The sequence below is a fragment of the Romboutsia ilealis genome (assembly GCF_900015215.1).
GTDB classification, from domain to species: Bacteria; Bacillota; Clostridia; order Peptostreptococcales; family Peptostreptococcaceae; genus Romboutsia; species Romboutsia ilealis.
Map to the genome: position 1 here is coordinate 1,051,463 of NZ_LN555523.1, position 22,832 is coordinate 1,074,294.

20 protein-coding genes are annotated in these 22,832 nt (G+C 26.3%); 16 read left to right on the forward strand and 4 right to left on the reverse strand.

Annotated features, from left to right (window positions below; genetic code table 11):
* Positions 1-594: 594 nt before the first annotated feature.
* Positions 595-798 carry a hypothetical protein gene (locus CRIB_RS04975; protein ID WP_180703427.1) on the reverse strand — a complete coding sequence of 68 codons (204 nt, stop codon included), beginning with the start codon at positions 796-798 and terminating at the stop codon, positions 595-597.
* Between the two features lie 156 nt (positions 799-954).
* Between CRIB_RS04975 and CRIB_RS04980 the strand changes: the two genes are divergently transcribed.
* The 10 genes from CRIB_RS04980 to CRIB_RS05025 all read left to right on the forward strand — a co-directional run bounded on the left by CRIB_RS04980 (position 955) and on the right by CRIB_RS05025 (position 13,186).
* Positions 955-2,190: a VanW family protein gene (locus CRIB_RS04980; protein ID WP_243633581.1), complete on the forward strand. Its 1,236-nt coding sequence runs from the start codon at positions 955-957 to the stop codon at positions 2,188-2,190.
* A gap of 120 nt (positions 2,191-2,310) precedes the next feature.
* Positions 2,311-3,966: a glycoside hydrolase family 13 protein gene (locus tag CRIB_RS04985; RefSeq protein ID WP_180703428.1), complete on the forward strand. Its 1,656-nt coding sequence runs from the start codon at positions 2,311-2,313 to the stop codon at positions 3,964-3,966.
* A 351-nt stretch (positions 3,967-4,317) separates the two neighbouring features.
* Positions 4,318-5,076: a polysaccharide deacetylase family protein gene (locus CRIB_RS04990; RefSeq protein ID WP_180703429.1), complete on the forward strand. Its 759-nt coding sequence runs from the start codon at positions 4,318-4,320 to the stop codon at positions 5,074-5,076.
* Positions 5,077-5,325: 249 nt separating this feature from the next.
* The gene (locus CRIB_RS04995) at positions 5,326-5,775 is read left to right on the forward strand and encodes a MarR family winged helix-turn-helix transcriptional regulator (protein ID WP_180703430.1); all 450 of its coding nucleotides are present in this window, start codon (positions 5,326-5,328) and stop codon (positions 5,773-5,775) included.
* Complete coding sequence (locus tag CRIB_RS05000; protein ID WP_180703431.1) at positions 5,775-6,857, forward strand: FUSC family protein; 1,083 nt, start codon at positions 5,775-5,777, stop codon at positions 6,855-6,857. The genes CRIB_RS04995 and CRIB_RS05000 overlap by 1 nt, the downstream gene beginning before the upstream one ends.
* A gap of 229 nt (positions 6,858-7,086) precedes the next feature.
* Positions 7,087-8,019 (forward strand): M14 family zinc carboxypeptidase, encoded by a 933-nt coding sequence (locus CRIB_RS05005; protein WP_180703432.1) that lies wholly within the window; start codon positions 7,087-7,089, stop codon positions 8,017-8,019.
* A gap of 436 nt (positions 8,020-8,455) precedes the next feature.
* Positions 8,456-10,129, forward strand: coding sequence for a hydroxylamine reductase (hcp, locus tag CRIB_RS05010; protein ID WP_180703433.1), 1,674 nt, complete (start codon positions 8,456-8,458; stop codon positions 10,127-10,129).
* Between the two features lie 261 nt (positions 10,130-10,390).
* Positions 10,391-11,908 (forward strand): hypothetical protein, encoded by a 1,518-nt coding sequence (locus tag CRIB_RS05015; protein WP_180703434.1) that lies wholly within the window; start codon positions 10,391-10,393, stop codon positions 11,906-11,908.
* Between the two features lie 3 nt (positions 11,909-11,911).
* A complete protein-coding gene (locus tag CRIB_RS05020) occupies positions 11,912-12,643 on the forward strand; it encodes an OmpA/MotB family protein (RefSeq protein WP_180703435.1) in 732 nt (243 codons plus the stop codon).
* Positions 12,644-12,895: 252 nt separating this feature from the next.
* Complete coding sequence (locus CRIB_RS05025) at positions 12,896-13,186, forward strand: DUF2700 domain-containing protein (RefSeq protein WP_180703436.1); 291 nt, start codon at positions 12,896-12,898, stop codon at positions 13,184-13,186.
* Between the two features lie 145 nt (positions 13,187-13,331).
* On the opposite strand, the gene CRIB_RS05030 is transcribed toward CRIB_RS05025, so the two are convergent.
* On the reverse strand, positions 13,332-14,015 hold the full coding sequence (locus CRIB_RS05030; protein WP_180703437.1) for an MBL fold metallo-hydrolase: 684 nt from the start codon (positions 14,013-14,015) through the stop codon (positions 13,332-13,334).
* A 537-nt stretch (positions 14,016-14,552) separates the two neighbouring features.
* Here CRIB_RS05030 and CRIB_RS05035 point away from each other — a divergent pair.
* Positions 14,553-14,918, forward strand: coding sequence for a hypothetical protein (locus CRIB_RS05035; protein ID WP_180703438.1), 366 nt, complete (start codon positions 14,553-14,555; stop codon positions 14,916-14,918).
* Between the two features lie 132 nt (positions 14,919-15,050).
* Here CRIB_RS05035 and CRIB_RS05040 read toward each other — a convergent pair whose 3' ends face one another.
* Positions 15,051-16,055 carry a permease gene (locus CRIB_RS05040; RefSeq protein WP_243633582.1) on the reverse strand — a complete coding sequence of 335 codons (1,005 nt, stop codon included), beginning with the start codon at positions 16,053-16,055 and terminating at the stop codon, positions 15,051-15,053.
* Between the two features lie 145 nt (positions 16,056-16,200).
* A complete protein-coding gene (locus CRIB_RS05045) occupies positions 16,201-16,473 on the reverse strand; it encodes an ArsR/SmtB family transcription factor (RefSeq protein WP_180703440.1) in 273 nt (90 codons plus the stop codon).
* A 270-nt stretch (positions 16,474-16,743) separates the two neighbouring features.
* On the opposite strand from CRIB_RS05045, the gene CRIB_RS05050 reads away from it, so the two are divergent.
* The 5 genes from CRIB_RS05050 (at position 16,744) to CRIB_RS05070 (ending at position 22,794) form a co-directional block, all read left to right on the forward strand.
* Complete coding sequence (locus CRIB_RS05050) at positions 16,744-17,463, forward strand: metallophosphoesterase family protein (RefSeq protein WP_180703441.1); 720 nt, start codon at positions 16,744-16,746, stop codon at positions 17,461-17,463.
* 69 nt (positions 17,464-17,532) lie between these two features.
* Positions 17,533-18,399 (forward strand): methionyl aminopeptidase, encoded by an 867-nt coding sequence (locus tag CRIB_RS05055; RefSeq protein ID WP_180703442.1) that lies wholly within the window; start codon positions 17,533-17,535, stop codon positions 18,397-18,399.
* Between the two features lie 221 nt (positions 18,400-18,620).
* A complete protein-coding gene (locus CRIB_RS05060) occupies positions 18,621-19,067 on the forward strand; it encodes a MarR family winged helix-turn-helix transcriptional regulator (RefSeq protein ID WP_180703443.1) in 447 nt (148 codons plus the stop codon).
* Positions 19,068-19,154: 87 nt separating this feature from the next.
* Positions 19,155-20,900 (forward strand): ABC transporter ATP-binding protein, encoded by a 1,746-nt coding sequence (locus CRIB_RS05065; protein ID WP_180703444.1) that lies wholly within the window; start codon positions 19,155-19,157, stop codon positions 20,898-20,900.
* Positions 20,884-22,794 (forward strand): ABC transporter ATP-binding protein, encoded by a 1,911-nt coding sequence (locus CRIB_RS05070; protein WP_180703445.1) that lies wholly within the window; start codon positions 20,884-20,886, stop codon positions 22,792-22,794. The genes CRIB_RS05065 and CRIB_RS05070 overlap by 17 nt, the downstream gene beginning before the upstream one ends.
* The last annotated feature ends 38 nt before the right edge of the window (positions 22,795-22,832 follow it).

Sequence of the window (22,832 nt, forward strand, 5' to 3'; positions counted from 1 at the left end):
ACTATCAATCGCTTATAGTGTACGACCTTTTAGGTCTAGTCGTTGAAGGTCTCCCTATTTGGGATTTCCCTGCATGAACATCCATTTATAATAGCACTTAGGGTTTAACCATATGCCATCCTAAGACTTTTTTCTACTTTCGTTCCATCACGCTTAAAGCTGTTCGCTTTTACGTTGTGGCACTTAGGCTTTAGGAATTACCTGCAATTCAAGTTGTGTCCTATGCAGATTTCTCTACATACGAGGCTTAAATTAACCTCTCTTCTATAGAATAAGAAGATTAAATCTTCAGTATATATTTGTAAGTAAAAATGATACTTTATAATTAATAATGATATTATAACATATAAATAAGGAATTATAGTAGTGTTTTGTTGAAAAATGTTAGATAAAACATAAAAATGTTTTGCTTAAGCGACGTGTCGATGAAATATTTTAAGTCACGTGTAGGCTAAGTATTTCAAAATCTTTTTTATCTCAAAAATAGTTTATTGATATTACGTAGCTTCAGACATTATCTATATTTTTTAAGTATTATGATATCTTTAAGCACAAAAAAGACTTAATATGAATTAAGTCTTTAATATTAGATATTTATTTTTCTCTACTATGAGAGTCTTGGTAGTTTGCAACAGTGTTTGCAGCAGCAAATACTGCTTCATTTACTAAAGATAAAGTAGATTGTATTCTTTCTTTATTATTTAACTTCTCTGAATTATCTAAAGCATGTTTTAGATTAATTTGAGCATCTTGAAGATGAGAAAAAGCATCAGTTAAATGTTGTTTAGAATTTTTCATAAATACCTCCATATATAAAATTTTATAAATATACACTAAAAGTATTTGCAAAATAAACATATTTATTCATAAAGATATACATCAATAATTAAGAATATAAAATTAATTATAGGCAAACATAAATTTATAAAAATATATCAAGGAGTACATATAATAATGGATAAATATAGATTAGTCAATAAATTTAAATTAATATCATCTTTATTTATAATACTAATTTTAACTACAGGTATGTCAAATCAAAAGGATAGTTTTAATGGTAAAATATTTAAAAATATATATATTGAACAAGTACACATTGGAAAAATGAAGTTAGATGAAGCTAAAAAAGCAGTAGATAAAAAATATTTACTTAAACCAATATACATAAAATATGAAGATAAAACATGGTGTATAAATCCACAGGATATAGACCTAAGCTATAATATTGATGATGCAATTAAAAATGCATATATTTATACTAGAAGTGATAGTAAAATAGAAAATATAAAGAGAAAATGTAATTTAGATTTAAATAAAGCATATAGTATAAAGTTAAATGCAACTTATAATGAATCTAAATTAAGCGAACAATTATCCTATATTCAAAATGATATAAATAAGAAAGTTCAACAAGCTACCTTAGAGATAAGTGATAGTGGGCAGATGATAACAACTCCATCAAAGGAAGGATTAGAAGTAGATATTGCTTCATTAAAAGAACAAATATACGATATGATAAAAAATAAAGATATAAAAAATATAAATCTTCCTGTAAAAGTTATACAACCAACAATTACTACACAACAAGTAAAATCTATAAATACTGTATTAGGTCAATTTAGTACAAGTTTTAATGAACATAGTGCAAGAGGTAGTAATATATATGTTGCGGGAAAAAGCACTAGTGATATACTTATAATGCCAGGAGATACTTTTTCATATAATAAAGCTACTGGAGCAAGAACATGGAGTAATGGATATAAAACCGCAAAGGTAATAGTAGGTGGAAAATATGTTAATGGAGAAGGTGGAGGAGTATGCCAAGTATCAACAACGATATATAATGCGGCTTTAATGTCAGGCCTTGAAATACAAGAAGTGCATAATCACACATATCCATCTCATTATGTATCAAAAGGAAGAGATGCAGCAGTATCTTATGGGTATACAGATTTTAAATTTAAAAATAATTTTGCACATCCTATATATATTAAAAATATAGTTTCAAATGGTGCAATAACTTCTAAAATATATGGTTGTAGTCAAGATAGAGAAAAGTTATATATAAGAACACAAGAAATACGTGAAAAAGATAAAATAATAGTAAAGACATATAGAGTATTTTTAGGGGAAGAAAACAATAAAATAAGAGAAGAATTAGTATCAGAAAATAAATATAAAATAAAATAAATGTGTTGAAAACATTTTTCTTTAATGATATATTTAAGTTAAGAAAAAATAAATGCCAAATTGTTTGGCATTTATTTTTAAACAAAGGAGCAAACGATTGCACAAATTAAGGGGGATATGATGAAAAAAAAGTGGTGGAAAGAAGCTGTTGCATATCAAATATATCCACGTAGTTTTATGGATTTAAATAATGATGGGATAGGGGACCTAAAGGGAATAATATCAAAATTAGATTACTTAAAGGAATTAGGTATAGATGTTATTTGGATATGTCCTATATATAAATCTCCAAATGATGATAATGGGTATGATATAAGTGATTATCAAGATATAATGAATGATTTTGGAACTATGGAGGACTTTAATGAATTATTAAGTGAAGTTCATAAAAGAAATATGAAGATTATAATAGATTTAGTAATAAACCATACAAGTGATGAACATCCTTGGTTTATAGAATCTAGATCATCTAAAGAAAATCCAAAGAGAGATTGGTACATTTGGAGAGAGGGAAAAAATAATAAAGAACCAAACAATTGGGAAAGTATATTTAAAGGATCGGCATGGGAGTATGATGAAAATACAAAAGAATACTACTTACATCTATTTAGTAAAAAACAACCAGACTTAAACTGGAAAAATAAAGACATGAGAAATGAAATATATAAGATGATAAATTGGTGGTTAGATAAAGGAATTGATGGATTTAGAATTGATGCTATAAGTCATATAAATAAAGAAGAAGGATTAGCTGATATGGATAATCCTGATAATTTAAAATATGTACCGTCTTTTGATAAACATATGAATGTTGATGGAATACATGAATATCTAAAAGAATTAAAAGAAAATACATTTAGTAAATATGACATAATGACAGTTGGAGAAGCAAATGGAGTTAAAGCAGAAGAAGCTACTGATTGGGTTGGGGAAAATAATGGAAGTTTTAATATGTTATTTCAATTTGAACATATCGATTTATGGAATAGCTCAAAGTTTAATTTGCCAAATCTAAAAAAAGTATGGAATAAATGGCAAGTTAATCTTGAAAATGATGGATGGAATGCATTATTTATAGAAAATCATGATGTAACTAGAGTAGTATCTACTTGGGGAGATGATACTAGATTTTTAAAAGAAAGTGCTAAAGCGCTAGGATTATTGTATTTTATGCATAAAGGGACACCATTTATATATCAAGGTCAAGAAATTGGTATGACAAATGTTAAGTTTAATGAGATAAGCGAATATGATGATATTAGATCTATAAATGAATATAATCAACTTATAAATCAAGGGATGAGTCAAAAAGATGCATTAAAACATATTTGGAATACATCAAGAGATAATACTCGTACGCCTATGCAGTGGGATGATAGTTTAAATGCAGGGTTTAGTAAATCTAATCCATGGATTTGTGTAAATCCTAATTATAAATTTATAAATGTTAAAAAACAACTTGAAGATTCTGATTCAATACTTAACTTCTATAAAAAAATGATACAACTTAAAAAGAGTAGTGAATGTTTAATATATGGTAAATACAATCTTATACTAGAAGATGATCCCAATATATTTGCATATGAGAGAATACTAAATGATGAAAAATTCTTAGTAATATGCAACTTAAAAAGTGAATGTGTTAACTATAAATATGAGTTATTAACATTAAAGTATAAAAATTTAATATTATCTAACTATAATATAGATAATCATAAAGATTTAAACAGTTTAGAATTAAAACCTTGGGAAGCAAGACTTTATAAAATAAATTAAATGTAAATTTTATATATAAGTAAAAATATATTAAATATTTGATACAAAGAAAAAAGATAAGAAAAAACCACAACATGATGGTTTTATTAGTTCATGTTTAAATAATAAACTGGATAAACAAATAGATAAAATATAGGAAAATAACTATAAAAAGATATCTTTCCTATATTTTTTTGTTATGTTTAAATTATCTTATATATTAAAGGAAAATGAAAGATTATATATTTCCATTTATTTATATATTTTTATTTAGTAAATCAATGATAAAAGAAGAAATTTGACTAATAATATAAATAACAGATAAATAAATCCATAAGAAGACATAAATAAATAAACATTGGAGGGATATTTATGAAAATAAAAAAAAGTAAAATTTTAATAGTTCTAAGTATAGCAATAATATTTTTTACAAATCCTAATAGTTCTTACTATTATGCGTATTCTGATAATTCTAAGACGACAACAAATATTCAAGAAAAAGAAAGTGTAAATAAATCATATAATTCTAGAAAAGTAGCTTATATAACAATTGATGATGGGCCATCAAAATATACAGAGGATATATTAAGAATATTAGATAAATATAAAGTTAAAGGAACTTTTTTCTTGATAAATCGTAATATGAATATTTATCCAGAAAAGGTAAAGAAAATAGTAGAAAGTGGAAATACTGCTGGGCTTCATAGTGTATCACACGATATTAACAAATTGTATAAAACAAGCATTTCTGCAAAAGAAGAATTTGATTTAAATAATCAAACTTTTTATGAAATAACTGGTAGATATTCAAATTTAGTCAGATTACCATATGGAAGTAAACCGTATGCATCTAAAGAGAGTTATAATAATTTAGTAAGAGCAGGATATAAGATATGGGATTGGAATATAGATACACAAGATTGGAAATCTTCATCTAGTGACATAGTAGAAAATACAAAAATATATTCTAAAAATAAAAATGAAATAATACTGTTGATACATGAAAAAAAACAAACAGTAGAAGCATTAGATTCTTTAATAAGTTATTTAATTGAAGAAGGATATGATATTTTACCAATAAATGAAAATCAAGATCCTAAAAATTTCTGGCTAAAAAATCTCTATAAATAAATATTTATAGAGATTTTTAACGTTTAAAGAGATTAATAGAATAATATTTAGTCGGAATTTAAGTATTGATTTTTTTGCAAATTAAAAGTATATAAAGCAGCACTTATATAGAAAATCTATCACATAAAATCAATTATATTCGTATAAACAAGTTGACATAATGAAAAAAAATAGATAAAATATAGTTAACAAAGTAAACTAAAATGAATATTATATAAAATCAGTCAATTCAGAAAGTGGTGTACAAATATGGATGATTTAAATTGGATATATATGATAGAAAAAATGCAAGAGATAAATTTATTTTCGAGAATGATTATACATAGAGCTACTAAAGAATATGAAATACCAACACAACATTTAGATTTATTATCACAACTTTTAACTCATAAAGAAGATTTAACACCAATGTGTCTTAGTAAAATCATGGGTGTAAATAAAACAATTATAAGTAGGATAATAGATAGTTTAAATAAAGGAGGATATATAGTTAAAATTAAAGATCCAAGAGATAAAAGAAGTTATTTTGTTTCTATTACAGAATTAGGTAGAGAAAAAGTAAATAAAATATATAACTATTATCTAAGTCCGATTTATGAACTACATAGAAAACTGGGAGAAGAAGATTTTTCAAAGTTAATATATTATATAGAAAAAGCAAATAAAAAAATGAATCAAAATAAAGGAGAGGGTGTATAATGGGATTTTATCAAGCTATGCAGTTAGGAGCGGCTAGTTTAAAACCATTAATTAAAAATGCAGAAGATAAAAAATTAAAACAAAAGTATATAATAGCCTTTGTTCTTAAAAATTTATTATGTATTTTATTTTGTATTTTTGTAATAATGTCTTTTAGTAATATTTTTGGTAGTGAAAACAGTATAGTAGGAGTTATAACAGTTCTTTCATTACAAACTTTTAGATTTTCAAATTTAGATTTTGATGTTAAACAATCAGCATTTACCTTATTTGGTATATTTGGCATACTTATGATAGGACCATATTTAGCAAGTATATCAATACCAATAGTAGGATTTGTTATAAACTTTATTTCAATAATGGTTATAGCTATTTTAGCATGTCACAATGTAGCATTGTCTAATCAATCAATATTAGTATTATCATACGTGCTTTTATATGGATACCAAATTAATGATATAAATGTATATATAAGTCGTGTATGTGCATTAGCTGTAGGTGGAATTATAGTAGCAGGTATTTTTTATATAAAGCAAAGAAAACAAAAGTTTGAAAATACGTTTAGTGATATTATAAAAGGTTTTAATTTTAGTAACGATAGAACTAAGTGGCAACTAAAGTTAACCATTGCAGTATGTTCAGGTTTATTAATAGGTGATTTATTAAATTTACCAAAAACAATATGGATAGGTCTTGCATGTATATCAGTAGTTCAACCAGATAAGAAAAGAGTTGATATTCGTTGTAAAGAAAGAATTCCATTTGCTATTGTAGGATGTATAATGTTTTATATTTTATATTGTATTTTACCAAAAGAATTTAGTTCTTTAATAGGAATATTAGGTGGAATTATGTGTGGATTCTCAGCGACATATAAATGGCAAACTGTATTTAATACATTCGGTGGTTTAACTTCAGCAGTACCAATTTTAGGATTAGAAATAGCTATAATATTCCGTATCGTAAATAATGTATTTGGTGCGATATATGGAAGATTATTTAGCAAGATATTTGATAAAATTGAAGAGAAAATCATAAGTAGAAGTATAATTGAAGAAATGAAAATAAGTGAAGAAATGTAAGGAAAGGGTCATCTACATAATTATGTAGATGACCTTTATTTTTTATCTTAAGCAAAGTGAATTTTTACATAAGCCGAATTTTATGAAATACCGTAAGGTGATTAAAAATCATTTTACGGTATTTTTGCATATTTTACTATGTATAGAAAATTAATATTAAAATGCTATGCTATTACTTTATTAAATTGTAAATCTAATAAAGTAATAGCATAGCGAAAAGGAGGATAAAGTGATAAATAGAAGTTATAAAAGTTATATAAATTTATATGAATCTAGTTATTTTTCGAAAGATATTAATAAAGCTATATACAAATTAGGTAAATATAATAAAGGATTATTATATGTAAATAAAATAGGAGAATCAGTACAAGGAACACCTATTTTATCTCTTACAATAGGTAGAGGCAGTACAAAAATATTAATTCAAGCAACCCATCATGCTAGAGAAGCAATTACAACTATATTGTTACTTGACCAAATTAATTATTTATTAAGCTTATATGAAATAGATTATAGTATAAACAATATGAGTATATGTAATCTTTTAAAATATGTAACTTTTGTTTTTGTAGTACTAGTTAATCCCGATGGTGCAGATTTAGTATTTAATGGAGGAGATTTTATACCTCAAGAATATAAAGATAAACAATATCTAAATGAAAGCTTATTTTCATGTTGGAAGGCAAATATTAATGGAGTGGATTTAAATAGAAATTATCCAACTATGTATCCATCAATAGATTCTGTAATAGCTCCAGCATATAAATCTTGTAAAGGGCCCTATTATTTTTCAGAACCAGAAACATATGCTTTAAAATGTTTAACAGAAAAATATAGATTTGATGGTACAATTTCATATCATTCATCAGGAGAAGTTATTTTTTGGCAGTATAATCAATTAAATATAGAAAGAGACTTATCTATTGCTAATACAATATCCAAAGAAACTGGGTATAATTTGGAAATAGAAAAAGAACCTGTAACAGGTAGTGGATATAAAGATTGGTTTATTGAAAATTATCAAAAACCAGGACTTACAATAGAAGTATCTCCTTATGTTGGAGAAAAAAAGGTACCGATAGAAAATTATAAAGATATTTTTGAAAGAAATAAAAATGTACCTATTTTATTTGCACAAGAAGTTTTTTATAAAACAATATAAATTAAAAAATATTAATAGTATAAATCATCTCTATTTTTTATCAAAACTAATATTTTATAAAAAATAGAGATGATTTATTTATATAAATGAATAAATACTAGTAAGATGAAAACTAAAAAAGTTTCTATATTAATAGGACTTTTTTTTACGCTTAAGGATATTATAATACTTAAAAAAGGTGGATAAATTTTGAATGTAAGTAATATCAATAAATTGGTTTTGAGCGTAAAAAAGATTTTGAAATACTTCGCCACGCAGTGGCTCAAGCAACGGACGAAGTCGTTGGCGACATAAAAATTAGCGCCCACACGTGGCTCAAGTGAATCGAATTTTTTATATATGATAATTCATCAAAAAATAAAATAAATAATTATATTTTAGATAAAAATGAGAAAAATATATGTTGATTATATAAATATCAAATGGAGGTAATACTGTGGAAAATAATATGGCGATAGAATATCCAATGTTCTGTTATCAATGTGAGCAAACAGCAGGAGGGAAAGGTTGTACTAAGATGGGGGTATGTGGAAAAACTCCAGAAGTAGCAGCACTTCAAGATTTACTTATATATCAAATAAAAGGAATAAGCTGCTATGCAAAAGAATTAGTTGAAAAAGGTGAAAATGTAGATAAAGACATAGTTAGTTTTATAGAAAATAGTCTATTTACAACATTAACAAATGTAAATTTTGATGCAGATGTTCATGTTGAAATGTTAAAGAAGTCTCAGAAAATAAAAGAAGCTTTAAGAAGCAAAGTTGGAAGTATAAAAAACAACACAGACCACGCTACATATAATTTAAGTGATACAAAAGCAGAAATGCTTAAAGATGCTAAAAAAGCAGGTATAATGTATGATCAAAATTTAGACCCAGATATTCGTTCATTAAGACAAACTATAGTATATGGCTTAAAAGGTGTTAGTGCTTATGGACACCAAGCAAGAGAGCTTGGATATTATGATGACCAAGTAGATAATTTTTATATAAGAGCGTTAGAAGCAACAACTGATGATAATCTAGGAGTAGAAGAACTAATAAGATGGACAATGAGAACTGGAGATATGAGTGTAGCAGTTATGAAAAAATTAGATGAAGCTAACACTACAGTTTATAAAAATCCATGTCCACATAAAGTAAATGTTCACGTTAAAAAAGGACCATTTATAGTTGTATCAGGACATGATTTAAAAGATTTAGATATGTTACTTAAACAAACTGAAGGAAAAGGTATAAATATATATACACATGGAGAAATGATACCTTCTCATGGTTACCCAGAACTAAAAAAATATCCTCATCTTGTAGGAAACTTTGGTGGTGCTTGGCAAGATCAACAAAAGGAATTTGATGATATACCAGGATGTATACTTATGACAACTAATTGTTTAATGAGGCCGAGAGAAACTTATAAAGATAGAATATTTACTACTAGCGTTGTAGGATGGGATGGAGTTAAATATATAGGTAAAAAGGAAGATGGAACAAAAGATTTTAGCGAAATAATTGATAAGGCACTAGAACTTGGAGGATATAAAGAAGATCAAGAGCCACATGAAATATTAGTTGGATTTGGACATCATGCTACATTAAGTCATGCAGAGACAATAGTCAATGCTGTTAAAGAAGGAAAAATTAGACACTTCTTTTTAATAGGAGGTTGTGATGGAGCTAGACCAGGTAGAAATTACTATACAGAGTTTGCTAAAAAGGTTCCAAATGACTGCGTAATACTTACATTAGCATGTGGAAAATATAGATTTAATAAATTAGAATTTGGAGAAGTGGCAGGACTTCCAAGATTATTAGATGTAGGTCAATGTAATGATGCATACTCAGCAGTTAGAATAGCAACAGCACTTGCAGATGCTTTTGATACTGATGTTAATGGATTACCGTTATCTTTAATTATATCTTGGTATGAACAAAAAGCAGTTGCTGACTTATTAGCATTATTATCATTGGGAATAAAAGGAATATACTTAGGTCCAACATTACCAGCATTTTTAAGTCCTAATGTACTTCAATATTTAGTCGATACATTTGATTTAAGAGTTATAAGTACTCCAGATGATGATTTAAAATCTTGTTTACAACAAGGAGTATAATGTATTAATAAGATTATATTTTATTTATATAAAAATGCATTTAAGCTAATAAGAATTAGCGTTTTTATAATCGTTTAAAAAAAATCTTATTGTGTATAAGCATAATGGAAGAAAGAGTGTTGCTATAGTTGCAACATTCTTTTTTTGTATTTTAATATTAAAGTTATTTAAAACTACGATATAAACGAAAAAATGATATAAATATAAAAAACTAATCATATAAATATTATTGACAAGCAAAAATAATAAGGGGTGATATATTTGGAATTAGTAGTAACAATAATATTTGGGATTTTAGTTGCTTACATATTATATTTTTTCTTAAAAGAAAAACAGTACTCAAAAGAATCTATGCTTGGAAATATAGCATCAACTATAGGTGTACTTGGTACTTTTGTAGGTATATCAATAGGACTATGGAAGTTTAATCCAAATGATATAACGTCTAGTGTACCGCTTTTATTAAGTGGTATGAAAATAGCTTTTGCAACATCCATAATAGGTATGACAGCATCAATACTTATGAAGTACATAACTTTAAAGAATGAAGATGAAGAAAATATCGACGATATTATGGAGCTATTTAATACAATGATAGCTGAAAGTAGAAATGTAAATACTACACTTATAGAAAATCAAAAGCAAACTGAAAATGTATTAAATAAAGTAAGTGAAATATGGTCTAGTCACCAAGAAAATTTAATAGTAGAATTAAAAAGCGAAATATTAAGTTTAAATAATAATACTATATCAAAACAAGAAGAGCTTATAGGTGAATTTAAAAAGCTTGGAGAATGTTTTACACTTTTAAATAGTGGAGTAAATGATTTATTAACATGGCAAGAAAATTATAAAGAAACTATAGAGATTACAACTAAAGAATTAGAAACAGTAATAAAGACTATACATAATGCAGATGAATCAATAGAAAGTATTTCTAAAAACTCATCACTTATAAAAGAAAATAATGAAAACTTAAGTGAAGTACTTAAAGAAATAAATAAAGCACAAAACGTAATAATAGAGTCAAACAAATCTATAATTGAAATATCAAATACTGCAAAAGAATCGATACCACAAATAAATGAACACTTCACAAATATAGATAATCGTACAAAAGAAAGTACAGCTTATTTACAAACTTTAATTTCTGAAAATATAAATAATATAAAATCATATCTAGAAACAATAACAGAAGATGTATTATCAAAAACTACACAATCAATATATGAAAATAATAGACAATTTAAATATGAAATATCAGAACATATAAGTCAATGTAAAATGTTAATATATAGCTTAAAAGATTTAATACCAGATATAAATGAACATTTATTAAGTACACAAAAAAGATTTAATAAAACATTGATACACTTTAATGAAGAAGTACAAAATTCATTTAAAGAAAATACTTTAGAAATAAATAAACAAATACAACTATTAAAAGAAAATACAGCAAATATAAATAACACACTAGATGATACTATATCAGAGTCTACAAAAAGATTAGAAAATATAACTGTAGCAACTTCAAATCAAATAAAAACTATGGCAGAAGAAATGGAAAAATTATGCACAAGAAAAATAGAAAAATTAGATAATACATTAATAGAAGAATTTACAGATGTCTTAAGTTGTTTAGCTGGTCAATTAGTAACTATATCAGAAGGATTTTCAGAGGATTATTATAGATTATTAGATGAATTAAAAGAAGCATTTGCTCAAAATGATGTAGTAAGTACCATAGATAATGAAGCTATCTCACAAGGAGATAAATAGAGTATGAGTAAACTAGATAAATTTAAAAGAAAAGATAAAAATAGCGATAATATATGGTCATCAATTTCTGATTTAATGTCAGGTCTTATGATAGTTTTTCTATTTACATCAGTTATATTTATGAGCAAAGTAATAGACGAAAATACAAATATAAAAAAACAACAACAAACTGTAGAAAATATAGTTACAACCTATGAGGAAAGTAAAGAAAACATTTATGAAGATTTATATAATGAATTTGAAGGGGATATGGATAACTGGCATATGGAGATTGATAAAGATGGAACGATAAGATTTAAAGAGCCAGAAGTATTCTTTAATAAGGGAGAATCAGAGATTAAAGATCAATTTAAAGATATACTTGATTCATTTTTTCCTAGGTATATAAATGTAATTTACAAAAATTATAAAGATAAAGTAACAGAAATTAGAATAGAAGGTCATACTTCTAGTGAATGGGAAGAAGGAGCAGATACTAAGACTGCTTACTTTAAAAACATGGAATTGTCTCAAGATAGAACTAGAAATGTATTAGAGTATGTTATGAATATGCAAAGCCTTAGTGAATATGAAAATTGGCTAATTGATAATATTACTGCTAATGGTATGAGTTATAGCCATAGAGTATATAAGGATAATGTAGAAGATAAAGATGCATCTAGAAGAGTTGAATTTAGAGTTATAACTAATTCTGAAGAGACTATTAACGAGATTATAGATAATTACAAAGAGTAGATAAAAATAGTAGGTTAATTATATAACCTACTATTTTTTACGCCCACGCAGTGGCTCAAGCAACGGACGAAGTCATTGGCGACATGAAATGTTTCGTGACATGTCGATCAAGCGAAGTAAATTTTTTACATAAATTTTACAATTATATTACAATTATTTCCACGATTATGAAAAATTACAAAATTTATGATATAATAAGTATATACAATTGCTATGTATTGCGGATAGAATAAGGTATGGGGGAGTAAACTTATGATTAAATTTATATTTAATATACTACCATTAATAGTTGTTAGCATTGCAGTGGTAATATTCATAAATAATGTTAAGAAGAAAAATGAAGAAAATAAAGCGTATGAAGAAAAAAATGAAGAAAAAATAAAAGAAAATTACATGACAATGGGAATGTCTTTAGGAATGTGTTTGGGAGCAGCAATAGGATTATCTTTTACAAACATATTTGGAAAAGAATTTATATCTTATGGTATATGTATTGGAACGTGTGTCGGAATGATTATAGGAATGAATATAGAGAAAAAGTAATTTTTTATAAATAGAATTTAAGATAAAAAACATATATAAATCCCCCCTGTGTCAAAATTAATTACATAGGGGGAATTTTTTACTTATAAAGAATTTATTGATAATTTATGAATAAAAGCAATATCAATTTGAGTAAAGTGAAAATTTATAACTCGAAAATTTGTCCGTCTTTATTTACTTCAATTATTTTGTCTTTGTAAGGGGATGCATACTCTGAAATTTTAAATACTTTAGAAAGAGAGCAAGGTCCAAAAAAATGCATTGGAAATGCAATTTTAGTATTAGTATTTCTCATAAAATAATCAAATCCTAAGTGATAATGATTTCCTTGTCTGGAATCTAGGGGAAGAAAAGCAACATCAATATTTTCTCCATTTATTTTATCTATGGCACTTTTAAATTTATTTTCAGCAAACTTATTTTCTTCAGGTGTATTTTCACCTTCCCAGTGCCACCAATTTAAATCCCCAGCATGATATATTGTTTTATTCTCAACTTTTACAATAAATGCAACACCTAAATCACTAGACTCAAGGGTTCTAATTTCTAAATTATCTACTACCAATCTTTCATTTGCTCCTACAAATTTAGTATTTTGTGATTTGGTAATTTTAATATCATTTGATAGTATATACTCTACATTTGGATGTATTTTTTCTAAATTAAAAATAGATTTATCAAAATGATCATGATGAGAGTGGCTAGAAAATACGTATAGTTTTTTATTTTTATCAAAGTTTGGAAGATTTCCTTTAAAGTAATCAAAAAGCAATATAGTGTTATCAAGTTCAACACTAAAGCTACTATGGTGAATATATGTTATTTTCATATTTAATCCTTTCTTAGCTATATAATTATTATAATTTAATCTGTTGTGCTAGATATTTTATTAAACATATTGAAATTGTTATATAAAGTATTATAACTATCAAAATATATATATTGTAAAATACAGTATTTACAATGATTAAATTTAATTAGCACAATAAGTTAATTTAATTAATTTTATTAATGTACTGTATAAAATATATTATAGCATTATAGCAAAAAATATTGATATAGATAAAATGTAAATACTAAAAAACTAGATAAAGATTTTGAGTAAGATATATTTAATTTATTACAAAAGTGAAAGAATAATAATAGGACGTAATAGATATATATATTACTTGTAAAAGAGAAGCTTATATATAAAGTAAAAAAAGTCTTATATGCATTTTTTTATGAAAAAGTACGTAAAAAATATTATATATTTTAAAACTTACTAATTATAAATTTTCTAGGATTAATAACAAACTTATAGTGTAGTTTAAGGAAATTTAGGGTATTAATAAATTACATAAATTTAAAATAGGAGAAATAATTAATGAATCAAAATGACAAAATTATAATAAATGAGTACAGAAATAACTTGATAATGTTAAAAGTGAACACTACTAAAGTTAATATGAGTATTAAAAGTATTGATGATATAAAGATATATGAAGAAGAATGTAAACTTAACTTAAATAAGTTAGAAACTTTAAGTAAAGATCATAAACTATATGAAAAAGATTATGATGATTTTAGAGTGTCTATGGGAAAGTTTGCAATTGGACTTAGAAAGTTTCATAAATTAAAAATAAGTGATAAGGAAAAGTTAAGATTAACTAAAGTATTTTTAGATTTTAATGAAAGCTTTGAAGATTTGATGCAAAGAAATATTATTAAAGATGCGTATATATGGAAGTAAGGTAAGCTATATACTAATATAGAAAATCCAATAGTTGACCTATTGGATTTTTTATATTATCATTCATTTTTAGTAATTACAATAGTTATAAATTTATAACTATATATATAGAATATGCGTCTATTATACAGGCTACATTAAAAATGGTCCAATTGCATTAAATAAGTATCCAGTTATAACTATACCAATAGTTACAATTCCTATAAATATAGCTAATAACTTAGGTTTTACAACCTTGCTTAGCATTATCATAGAAGGAAGAGATAGGGCTGTAACACTCATCATAAATGCAAGTACAGTTCCTATAGGAACTCCAGCCATAAATAATGCCTCTGCTATTGGTATAGTTCCAAAAATATCAGCATACATTGGGATACCAACAACTGAAGCTATAATAACAGAAAATGGATTATTATCTCCAAGTACTTTAAGTATTAAATTCTGTGGAATATAGTTGTGTATTAAAGCTCCGATACCAACACCTATTATTACATACTTATAAACATTTTTTATAATAGCTAAAGTATCTTCTTTTGCATAATTTAATCTCTGTTTTTGATTAAAGTTTTCAGATTCGGCATAAAGCTCTCTAGTATGCTCTGTGTATGTTTGTATCTCATTTTCTAAGTTAAGCTTACTTATTATAGTTCCGCCAACTACGGCAATTATAAGCCCTAAAACTACATATAAAATAGAAATATTCATACCAAAGAAACCTGCTAATAAAAGTAGTGATGCTAAATCTACCATTGGTGAAGAAATTAAAAATGAGAAAGTTACACCTAGAGGTAAACCTGCATTACTAAATCCTATGAATATAGGAATACTAGAACAAGAACAAAACGGAGTTACTGTTCCTAATAAAGCAGAAACTGTTGCACCAGATATTCCTTTAAATTTTGTAAGTATTTTTTTTGTTTTTTCAGGAGGGAAGTAACTTTGAATATATGATATTAAAAATATTAAAACACCTAATAGTATAAATATTTTTATTGTATCATATATAAAAAACTGAATACTTCCTCCAAGTTTTGAAGTTATATCAAGATTAAATACATTTTCAACTAATAATGTTGTTAAATTAGATAACCATTTCATACCTAATACTTGATCTGTAAAAAAATTAAATATACTCATAAAAACCTCCATACATCAAAAAAAATTGATATTAAAAATAAAAAAATATATCTTTAAGTTAACTAAAAATCGATATAATAAATTTAAATAACTTTGAAATATTATATTATTCATTATATCAATTTTTTTTGATATTACAACTCTTTTATAAAAATAATTTTTGAATAACTTCATAAGTTAATACTCTTGAAATCGTATCTTTATTAACAGAGTAGAAATTCCATTTTCCTTTTGATGTTTTATCTATAAGATTTGCAGATAGTAATAGCTTTAAGTGATAAGAAAGTTTTGATTGGGATATATCAAATATATCTGTTAGTTCACAGACACATACACTTTCAGCAGAATATAGCTTTTTTAATATTTTTATCCTTATAGGATCAGATAAAGCTTTGAAAATAAAATCTATATTATTCATATCAATAACCTCCAATATTATTTATATATTATAACAAATTTTTTATTTTTAATTAAGTTAAATTTACATTTAGTATTAGTTAATAATGATATATCTATTTATATAAATGATAAAAATATTAAATAGTAAATCAAATTTATTTGATTTAATCATTTACAAAAAATATTTTTTAACATATCATATGATTAAATGTTAATGTGTAAATAGCAGATATAGTTGAAATTGTATAAAGTAAGTGAAGGAAAATTAGATAATTAGGAGGAAATCTAAGTGAAAATAGCAGTAATATCAGATATACATAGTAATATATACGCACTAGATAAGGTAATAGAGGATATAAAATCAAAAAATGTAGATATGGTAGTTTGTACAGGAGATTTAGTTGGATATGGAACTCGTCCAAATGAAGTTATACATAAGATGAAGGAAGAAAATATACTTACTATAATGGGAAATTATGATGATGCTATAGGTAATTTAAAAATAGTATGTGGATGTGATTATAAAGATCCAAAGGATGCACAAAAGGCAGGTCTTTCAATGTATTTTACATCTCAAGAGACAACTGATGAAAATAAAAAATATTTAAGAAATCTTCCTAAAGAAGCAATATTTACTTTTAATAATAAGACTATAAGATTTGTTCATGGAAGTACAAGAGTTATAAATGAGTATTTAAAAGAAAACTCTAAAGAAGCAGAGGAAGTTATGAATGAATTAGTTGAGGATATATTAGTTTGTGGTCATACTCATATACCATATGCTAAATATTATGGTGAAAAATTATTAGTTAATGCAGGAAGCGTTGGAAAGCCTAAGACTAATAAACCATATGCAAACTATGTAATTATAGAGATATGTGATACAAATGTTGAAGTTGAAATAATAGAAGTAGCTTATAATTTTGAAAAAATGGCAAAAGAAATTGAAGAAAATGAGATATTACCAGATGATTTTGCTAGGCTTATAAGAGAGGGTAGTGTAAAATAAATTTATAGTTTATAATAATACAATATCATAAAATAATTATAAGTAAAAATATAATAGGAGAAATAATTTATGAAAATAAATAGAAATGATGAATGTTGGTGTAATAGTGGACTTAAATATAAAAAATGCCATATGGAATTTGATGAAAAATTAAAATCTTTAAAGGAAAGAGGATTTGAAGTTCCTTCTCATAATATAATAAAAACAAAAGATCAAATAGAAAAAATAAAAGAAAGTGCAAAAATAAACAATGCAGTACTAGACTTAGTAGCTGAAAACATAAAAGCAGGAATGACTACTGAAGAAATAGATAAATTAGTACATGACTTTACAATATCTCAAGGTGCTATACCTGCACCACTTGGATATCACGATTTCCCTAAAAGTGTATGTACATCTATAAATGATGAAATATGCCATGGTATACCAAGCCCTGAGAGAGTATTAAAAGATGGTGACATAATAAATGTAGACGTATCTACTATATATAACGGATACTACTCAGATGCATCAAGAATGTTTATGATAGGAAATGTTAGTGAAGAAGCTAAGAGATTAGTTGAAGTAACTAAAGAATGTTTATATAAAGGGATAGAAGCAGTTAAACCATGGGGACATTTAGGAGATATAGGTGCGGCAATAGAAGCTCATGCTAAAGCTAATGGATATTCTGTTGTTGAAGAATTTGGAGGACATGGAATAGGACTAGAATTTCATGAAGAACCTTTTGTTTATCATTATAAAGGAGCAAAGGGAATGGTATTAGTTCCAGGTATGATATTTACAATAGAACCTATGATAAACCAAGGTGATGCTGATTTATATATAGATGCAGATAATGGATGGACATCATATACTGATGATGGAAAGTTATCAGCTCAATGGGAGCATATGATTTTAGTTACTGAAGATGGAGTTGAAATTTTATCTAAGTAATGTATAAATTTTATGAATTTATATATGTTAAATACATAAGATAAATATTAAATAATAATAAAAAAGGTGCTAATTAATTTTAACACCTTTTTTAGTAAAAGAATACTATATAATATTTGAATCTATTTTAGTGAAATCATTATTATAAAAAAGAATATAATAATAAAACTTGACATTAGAACTATTAATCAATACAATGTTAGTGTCCTAACATAAATGAGGTGTTTAAAATAGACAAAGAAAATTTAGTTGGATTTGAAATAAAAACTGTTCATAATCTTTTAAAAAGAGATTTTGACAAATCACCTATTCATGATAAATTCAAGGGATTAACAGGTGTTCAAAAATGGGTAATAGGTTATTTGAGTGAGCATGAAGGGCAGGATGTATTTCAAAGAGACTTAGAAGAAGAATTCTCTATTAGACGTTCAACAGCTACTGGTATTTTACAATTGATGGAGAAAAATGAATTAATTATTAGACAGCCGGTATCTTATGATGCAAGGTTGAAAAAGTTAGTTTTAACTAAAAAAGCATCTGAAATTCAGCATGAAATTAATAGAGAAATTGAAAAACATGATAAGAAACTTAGAGAAGGAATTACAGAAGAAGAATTAGAACTTTTTTTTAAGGTTATGAAAAAAATAAAGAAAAATTTAGATGAATAATAGGCCTCCTAAAATGGTGGCTTTAATAAAAAATAGATTGTTAGGACACGTACAAAATTAAATATATACTTATAAGGAGGAGTCATTATGCTTAAAACTTTAGCTAGTCAAGTTAAAGAGTACAAAAAAGCATCAATAATAACACCAATATTTATTGTATGCGAAGTAATAATGGAATTGTTAATACCGCTATTAATGTCAACTTTAATTGATGATGGTATTTCAACAGGAAATATGAAACATGTATTTATAATAGGGGGAGTAATGGTTGTTATAGCTGCACTGTCGTTACTATTTGGAGTATTAAGTGGTAAATATGCAGCATTAGCTAGTACAGGATTTGCAAAAAATTTAAGAAAATCTATGTATGAAAATATACAAAGTTTTTCATTTTCAAATATAGATAAATACTCTACTGCAGGACTTGTAACGCGTATGACTACAGATGTGACAAATGTTCAAAATTCATATCAAATGATTCTACGTATGTGCTTTAGAGCACCGATGATGCTTATAGTTGCATTAATAATGTCATTTACTATAAGCAAAAAGCTTAGTTCCCTATTTTTAATAGCAATAGTATTTTTGGGAATATGTTTAGCACTAATCATATCAAATGCCCATCCAATATTTATGAAAGTGTTCAAAAAATATGATGATTTAAATGCAAGTGTACAAGAAAATGTAAATGCTATTCGTGTTGTAAAAGCTTATGTAAAAGAAGATTATGAAATTAAAAAGTTTGAAAAAGCAGCAGATAATGTTTATAAATTATTTGTAAAAGCTGAAAGTATCTTATCATGTAATATGCCAGCTATGATGTTATCAGTTTATGGATGTATATTAGGTTTATCATGGTTTGGTGCAAATATGATAGTTGCTGGTAGTTTAACTACAGGACAATTGGTAAGTTTATTTAGTTATGTTATGAATATAATGATGAGTTTAATGATGCTATCTATGGTATTTGTTATGGTTACAATGTCAAAAGCATCAGCAGAGCGTATTGCTGAAGTATTAGAGGAAAAAAGTGATTTAACTAATCCACAAAATCCAGATTTTGAAATTGAAAATGGAGATATTGATTTTAACAATGTTAATTTTGCTTATAAAAAAGGAAGTAAAAAATATGTTCTTCAAAATATAGATTTACACATAAAATCAGGTGAGACTATTGGAATAATCGGTGGAACTGGTTCTTCAAAATCAAGTTTAGTAAACTTAATATCTCGTTTATATGATGTTAGTGAAGGTTCTGTATTTGTTGGTAAAAAAGATGTAAGAAGCTATGATATAGAAACTTTAAGAAATGAAGTTTCAGTAGTTTTACAAAAGAATGTATTATTTAGTGGAACTATAAAAGAAAATCTTCGTTGGGGAGATAAAAATGCAACAGATGAAGAAATAATAAGAGCTTGTGAGCTTGCTTGTGCTAATGAGTTTATAGATACATTACCAAATGGATATGATACTTACATTGAACAAGGTGGTACAAATGTATCTGGTGGTCAAAAACAACGTTTATGTATAGCAAGAGCCTTACTTAAAAAGCCAAAGATATTAATATTAGATGATTCTACAAGTGCAGTTGATACAGCAACAGATGCTAAGATAAGAAGTGCTTTTATAAAGGAGATACCAAATACAACAAAAATTATAATTGCACAACGTATATCAAGTATTCAAGATGCAGATAAAATTATAGTTTTAGATGATGGAAAAATAAGTGGAGTAGGAACACATGCAGAACTACTTGAAAATAACGAAATTTACGCTGATGTTTATAATTCTCAAATGAAGGGAGATGAAAAAGATTATGAAATCACAAAATAAAAAGCCTATGCCTGGAAAAATGGAAAGACCTAAGGGACAAAATCCTGTAAAGACTATAAAAAGACTTATGAAAGTAGTATTAAAAAATTATACCCCTCACTGTATTGTAGTTTTATTTTGTATATTTGGTTCAGCATTTGTAAGTGTTAAGGGAACTTTATTTATGCAAACTTTAATTGATGATTATATTCTTCCTTTAATGAGTCAATCAAATCCTGATTTTAGACCTTTGTCAATGGCTATAATGAAGTTAGCTTTATTTTTCATAGCAGGTGCCTTAATGACTTATACTTACAATAGAATTATGGTTAATGTATCTCAAGGTACTATGAAAAAAATACGTATAGATCTTTTTACTCATATGGAAAGTCTACCTATAAAATATTTTGATACTCATGCTCATGGTGATATAATGAGTGTTTATACAAATGACATAGATACACTTCGTCAAATGATAAGCCAAAGTATGCCTCAGCTTGTAAACTCAGCTGCTACCATAGTGAGTGTGTTTGTAAGTATGGTAATTTTAAATATACCACTTACAATACTTACTCTTATAATGGTAGGTATAATGGTATTTACAACAGGTAGGGTTGCAGGTAAAGCAGGTTCTTACTTTATGAAACAACAAAAATCTATTGGTGAACTTAATGGATTTATAGAAGAGATGATGGAAGGTCAAAAAGTTGTTAAAGTATTCTGTCATGAAGAAGAAAGTATAAAAGATTTCAATAAACTTAATGAAGAATTATTTGATAGTGCTAATAATGCAAATGCTTTTGCTAATATACTTATGCCTATAAACGTAAATTTAGGTAACTTAAGTTATGTTGCTTGTGCAATACTTGGTTCAATTTTAGCTATATCAGGAGTTACTTCATTAACTTTAGGTGCTCTTGCATCATTTTTACAACTTAACAAAAGTTTCTCTCAACCAATAAGTCAGGTAAGTCAACAACTTAATAGTATTATAATGGCTTTAGCAGGTGCAGAGAGAGTATTTAGTTTACTAGATGAAAAGCCAGAAGTAGATGATGGATATGTTACTTTAGTAAATGCCATAGAAGATGAAGAAGGTAACATAAAAGAGTGTAAAGAACATACTGGAACTTGGGCATGGAAACATCCTCATGGTGATGGGACAGTTACACTTACTAAACTTCTTGGAGATGTTACATTCAATGATGTTGACTTTGGTTACAATGAAGAAAAAACAATACTTCACAATATAAAATTATACGCTGAGCCTGGTCAAAAGGTAGCATTCGTAGGGTCTACAGGTGCTGGAAAAACTACAATAACAAATTTAATTAACCGTTTTTATGATATACAAGACGGAAAGATTAAATATGATGGTATAAATATAAATAAAATTAAAAAAGCAGATCTTAGACGTAGTTTAGGAATAGTACTTCAAGATACACACTTATTCACAGGTACTGTGGCTGATAATATAAGATATGGAAATTTAGATGCTACAGATGAAGAAGTAGCTAAAGCTGCAAAACTTGCTAATGCTGATGGATTTATCGAAAGATTACCTCAAGGATATGATACAGTTTTAACTGGAGATGGAGCAAATTTAAGTCAAGGTCAAAGACAATTACTAGCTATAGCTCGTGCAGCCATAGCAGATCCACCAGTTCTTATACTTGATGAAGCAACAAGTAGTATAGATACTCGTACAGAACATTTAGTTCAAGATGGTATGGATAGCTTAATGCATGGTCGTACTACTTTTGTAATAGCTCATAGATTATCTACAGTTAGAAATTCAGATGCTATAATGGTACTTGAACAAGGTAGAATAATTGAAAGAGGAAGTCATGAATCACTAATAGCTAAAGCTGGTAAGTATTATCAACTTTATACTGGTGCTTTTGAATTAGAATAAAAGTCTTGCCCATTGGGTGGGACTTTTTGAGCTTAAGG

Coding starts and splice junctions, on each gene's coding strand:
- CRIB_RS04975 (WP_180703427.1), bottom strand. CDS start 798: ATGAAAAATTCTAAACAACATTTAACTGATGCTTTTTCTCATCTTCAA.
- CRIB_RS04980 (WP_243633581.1), top strand. CDS start 955: ATGGATAAATATAGATTAGTCAATAAATTTAAATTAATATCATCTTTA.
- CRIB_RS04985 (WP_180703428.1), top strand. CDS start 2,311: ATGAAAAAAAAGTGGTGGAAAGAAGCTGTTGCATATCAAATATATCCA.
- CRIB_RS04990 (WP_180703429.1), top strand. CDS start 4,318: ATGAAAATAAAAAAAAGTAAAATTTTAATAGTTCTAAGTATAGCAATA.
- CRIB_RS04995 (WP_180703430.1), top strand. CDS start 5,326: ATGGATGATTTAAATTGGATATATATGATAGAAAAAATGCAAGAGATA.
- CRIB_RS05000 (WP_180703431.1), top strand. CDS start 5,775: ATGGGATTTTATCAAGCTATGCAGTTAGGAGCGGCTAGTTTAAAACCA.
- CRIB_RS05020 (WP_180703435.1), top strand. CDS start 11,912: ATGAGTAAACTAGATAAATTTAAAAGAAAAGATAAAAATAGCGATAAT.
- CRIB_RS05025 (WP_180703436.1), top strand. CDS start 12,896: ATGATTAAATTTATATTTAATATACTACCATTAATAGTTGTTAGCATT.
- CRIB_RS05030 (WP_180703437.1), bottom strand. CDS start 14,015: ATGAAAATAACATATATTCACCATAGTAGCTTTAGTGTTGAACTTGAT.
- CRIB_RS05035 (WP_180703438.1), top strand. CDS start 14,553: ATGAATCAAAATGACAAAATTATAATAAATGAGTACAGAAATAACTTG.
- CRIB_RS05040 (WP_243633582.1), bottom strand. CDS start 16,055: ATGAGTATATTTAATTTTTTTACAGATCAAGTATTAGGTATGAAATGG.
- CRIB_RS05045 (WP_180703440.1), bottom strand. CDS start 16,473: ATGAATAATATAGATTTTATTTTCAAAGCTTTATCTGATCCTATAAGG.
- CRIB_RS05055 (WP_180703442.1), top strand. CDS start 17,533: ATGAAAATAAATAGAAATGATGAATGTTGGTGTAATAGTGGACTTAAA.
- CRIB_RS05065 (WP_180703444.1), top strand. CDS start 19,155: ATGCTTAAAACTTTAGCTAGTCAAGTTAAAGAGTACAAAAAAGCATCA.
- CRIB_RS05070 (WP_180703445.1), top strand. CDS start 20,884: ATGAAATCACAAAATAAAAAGCCTATGCCTGGAAAAATGGAAAGACCT.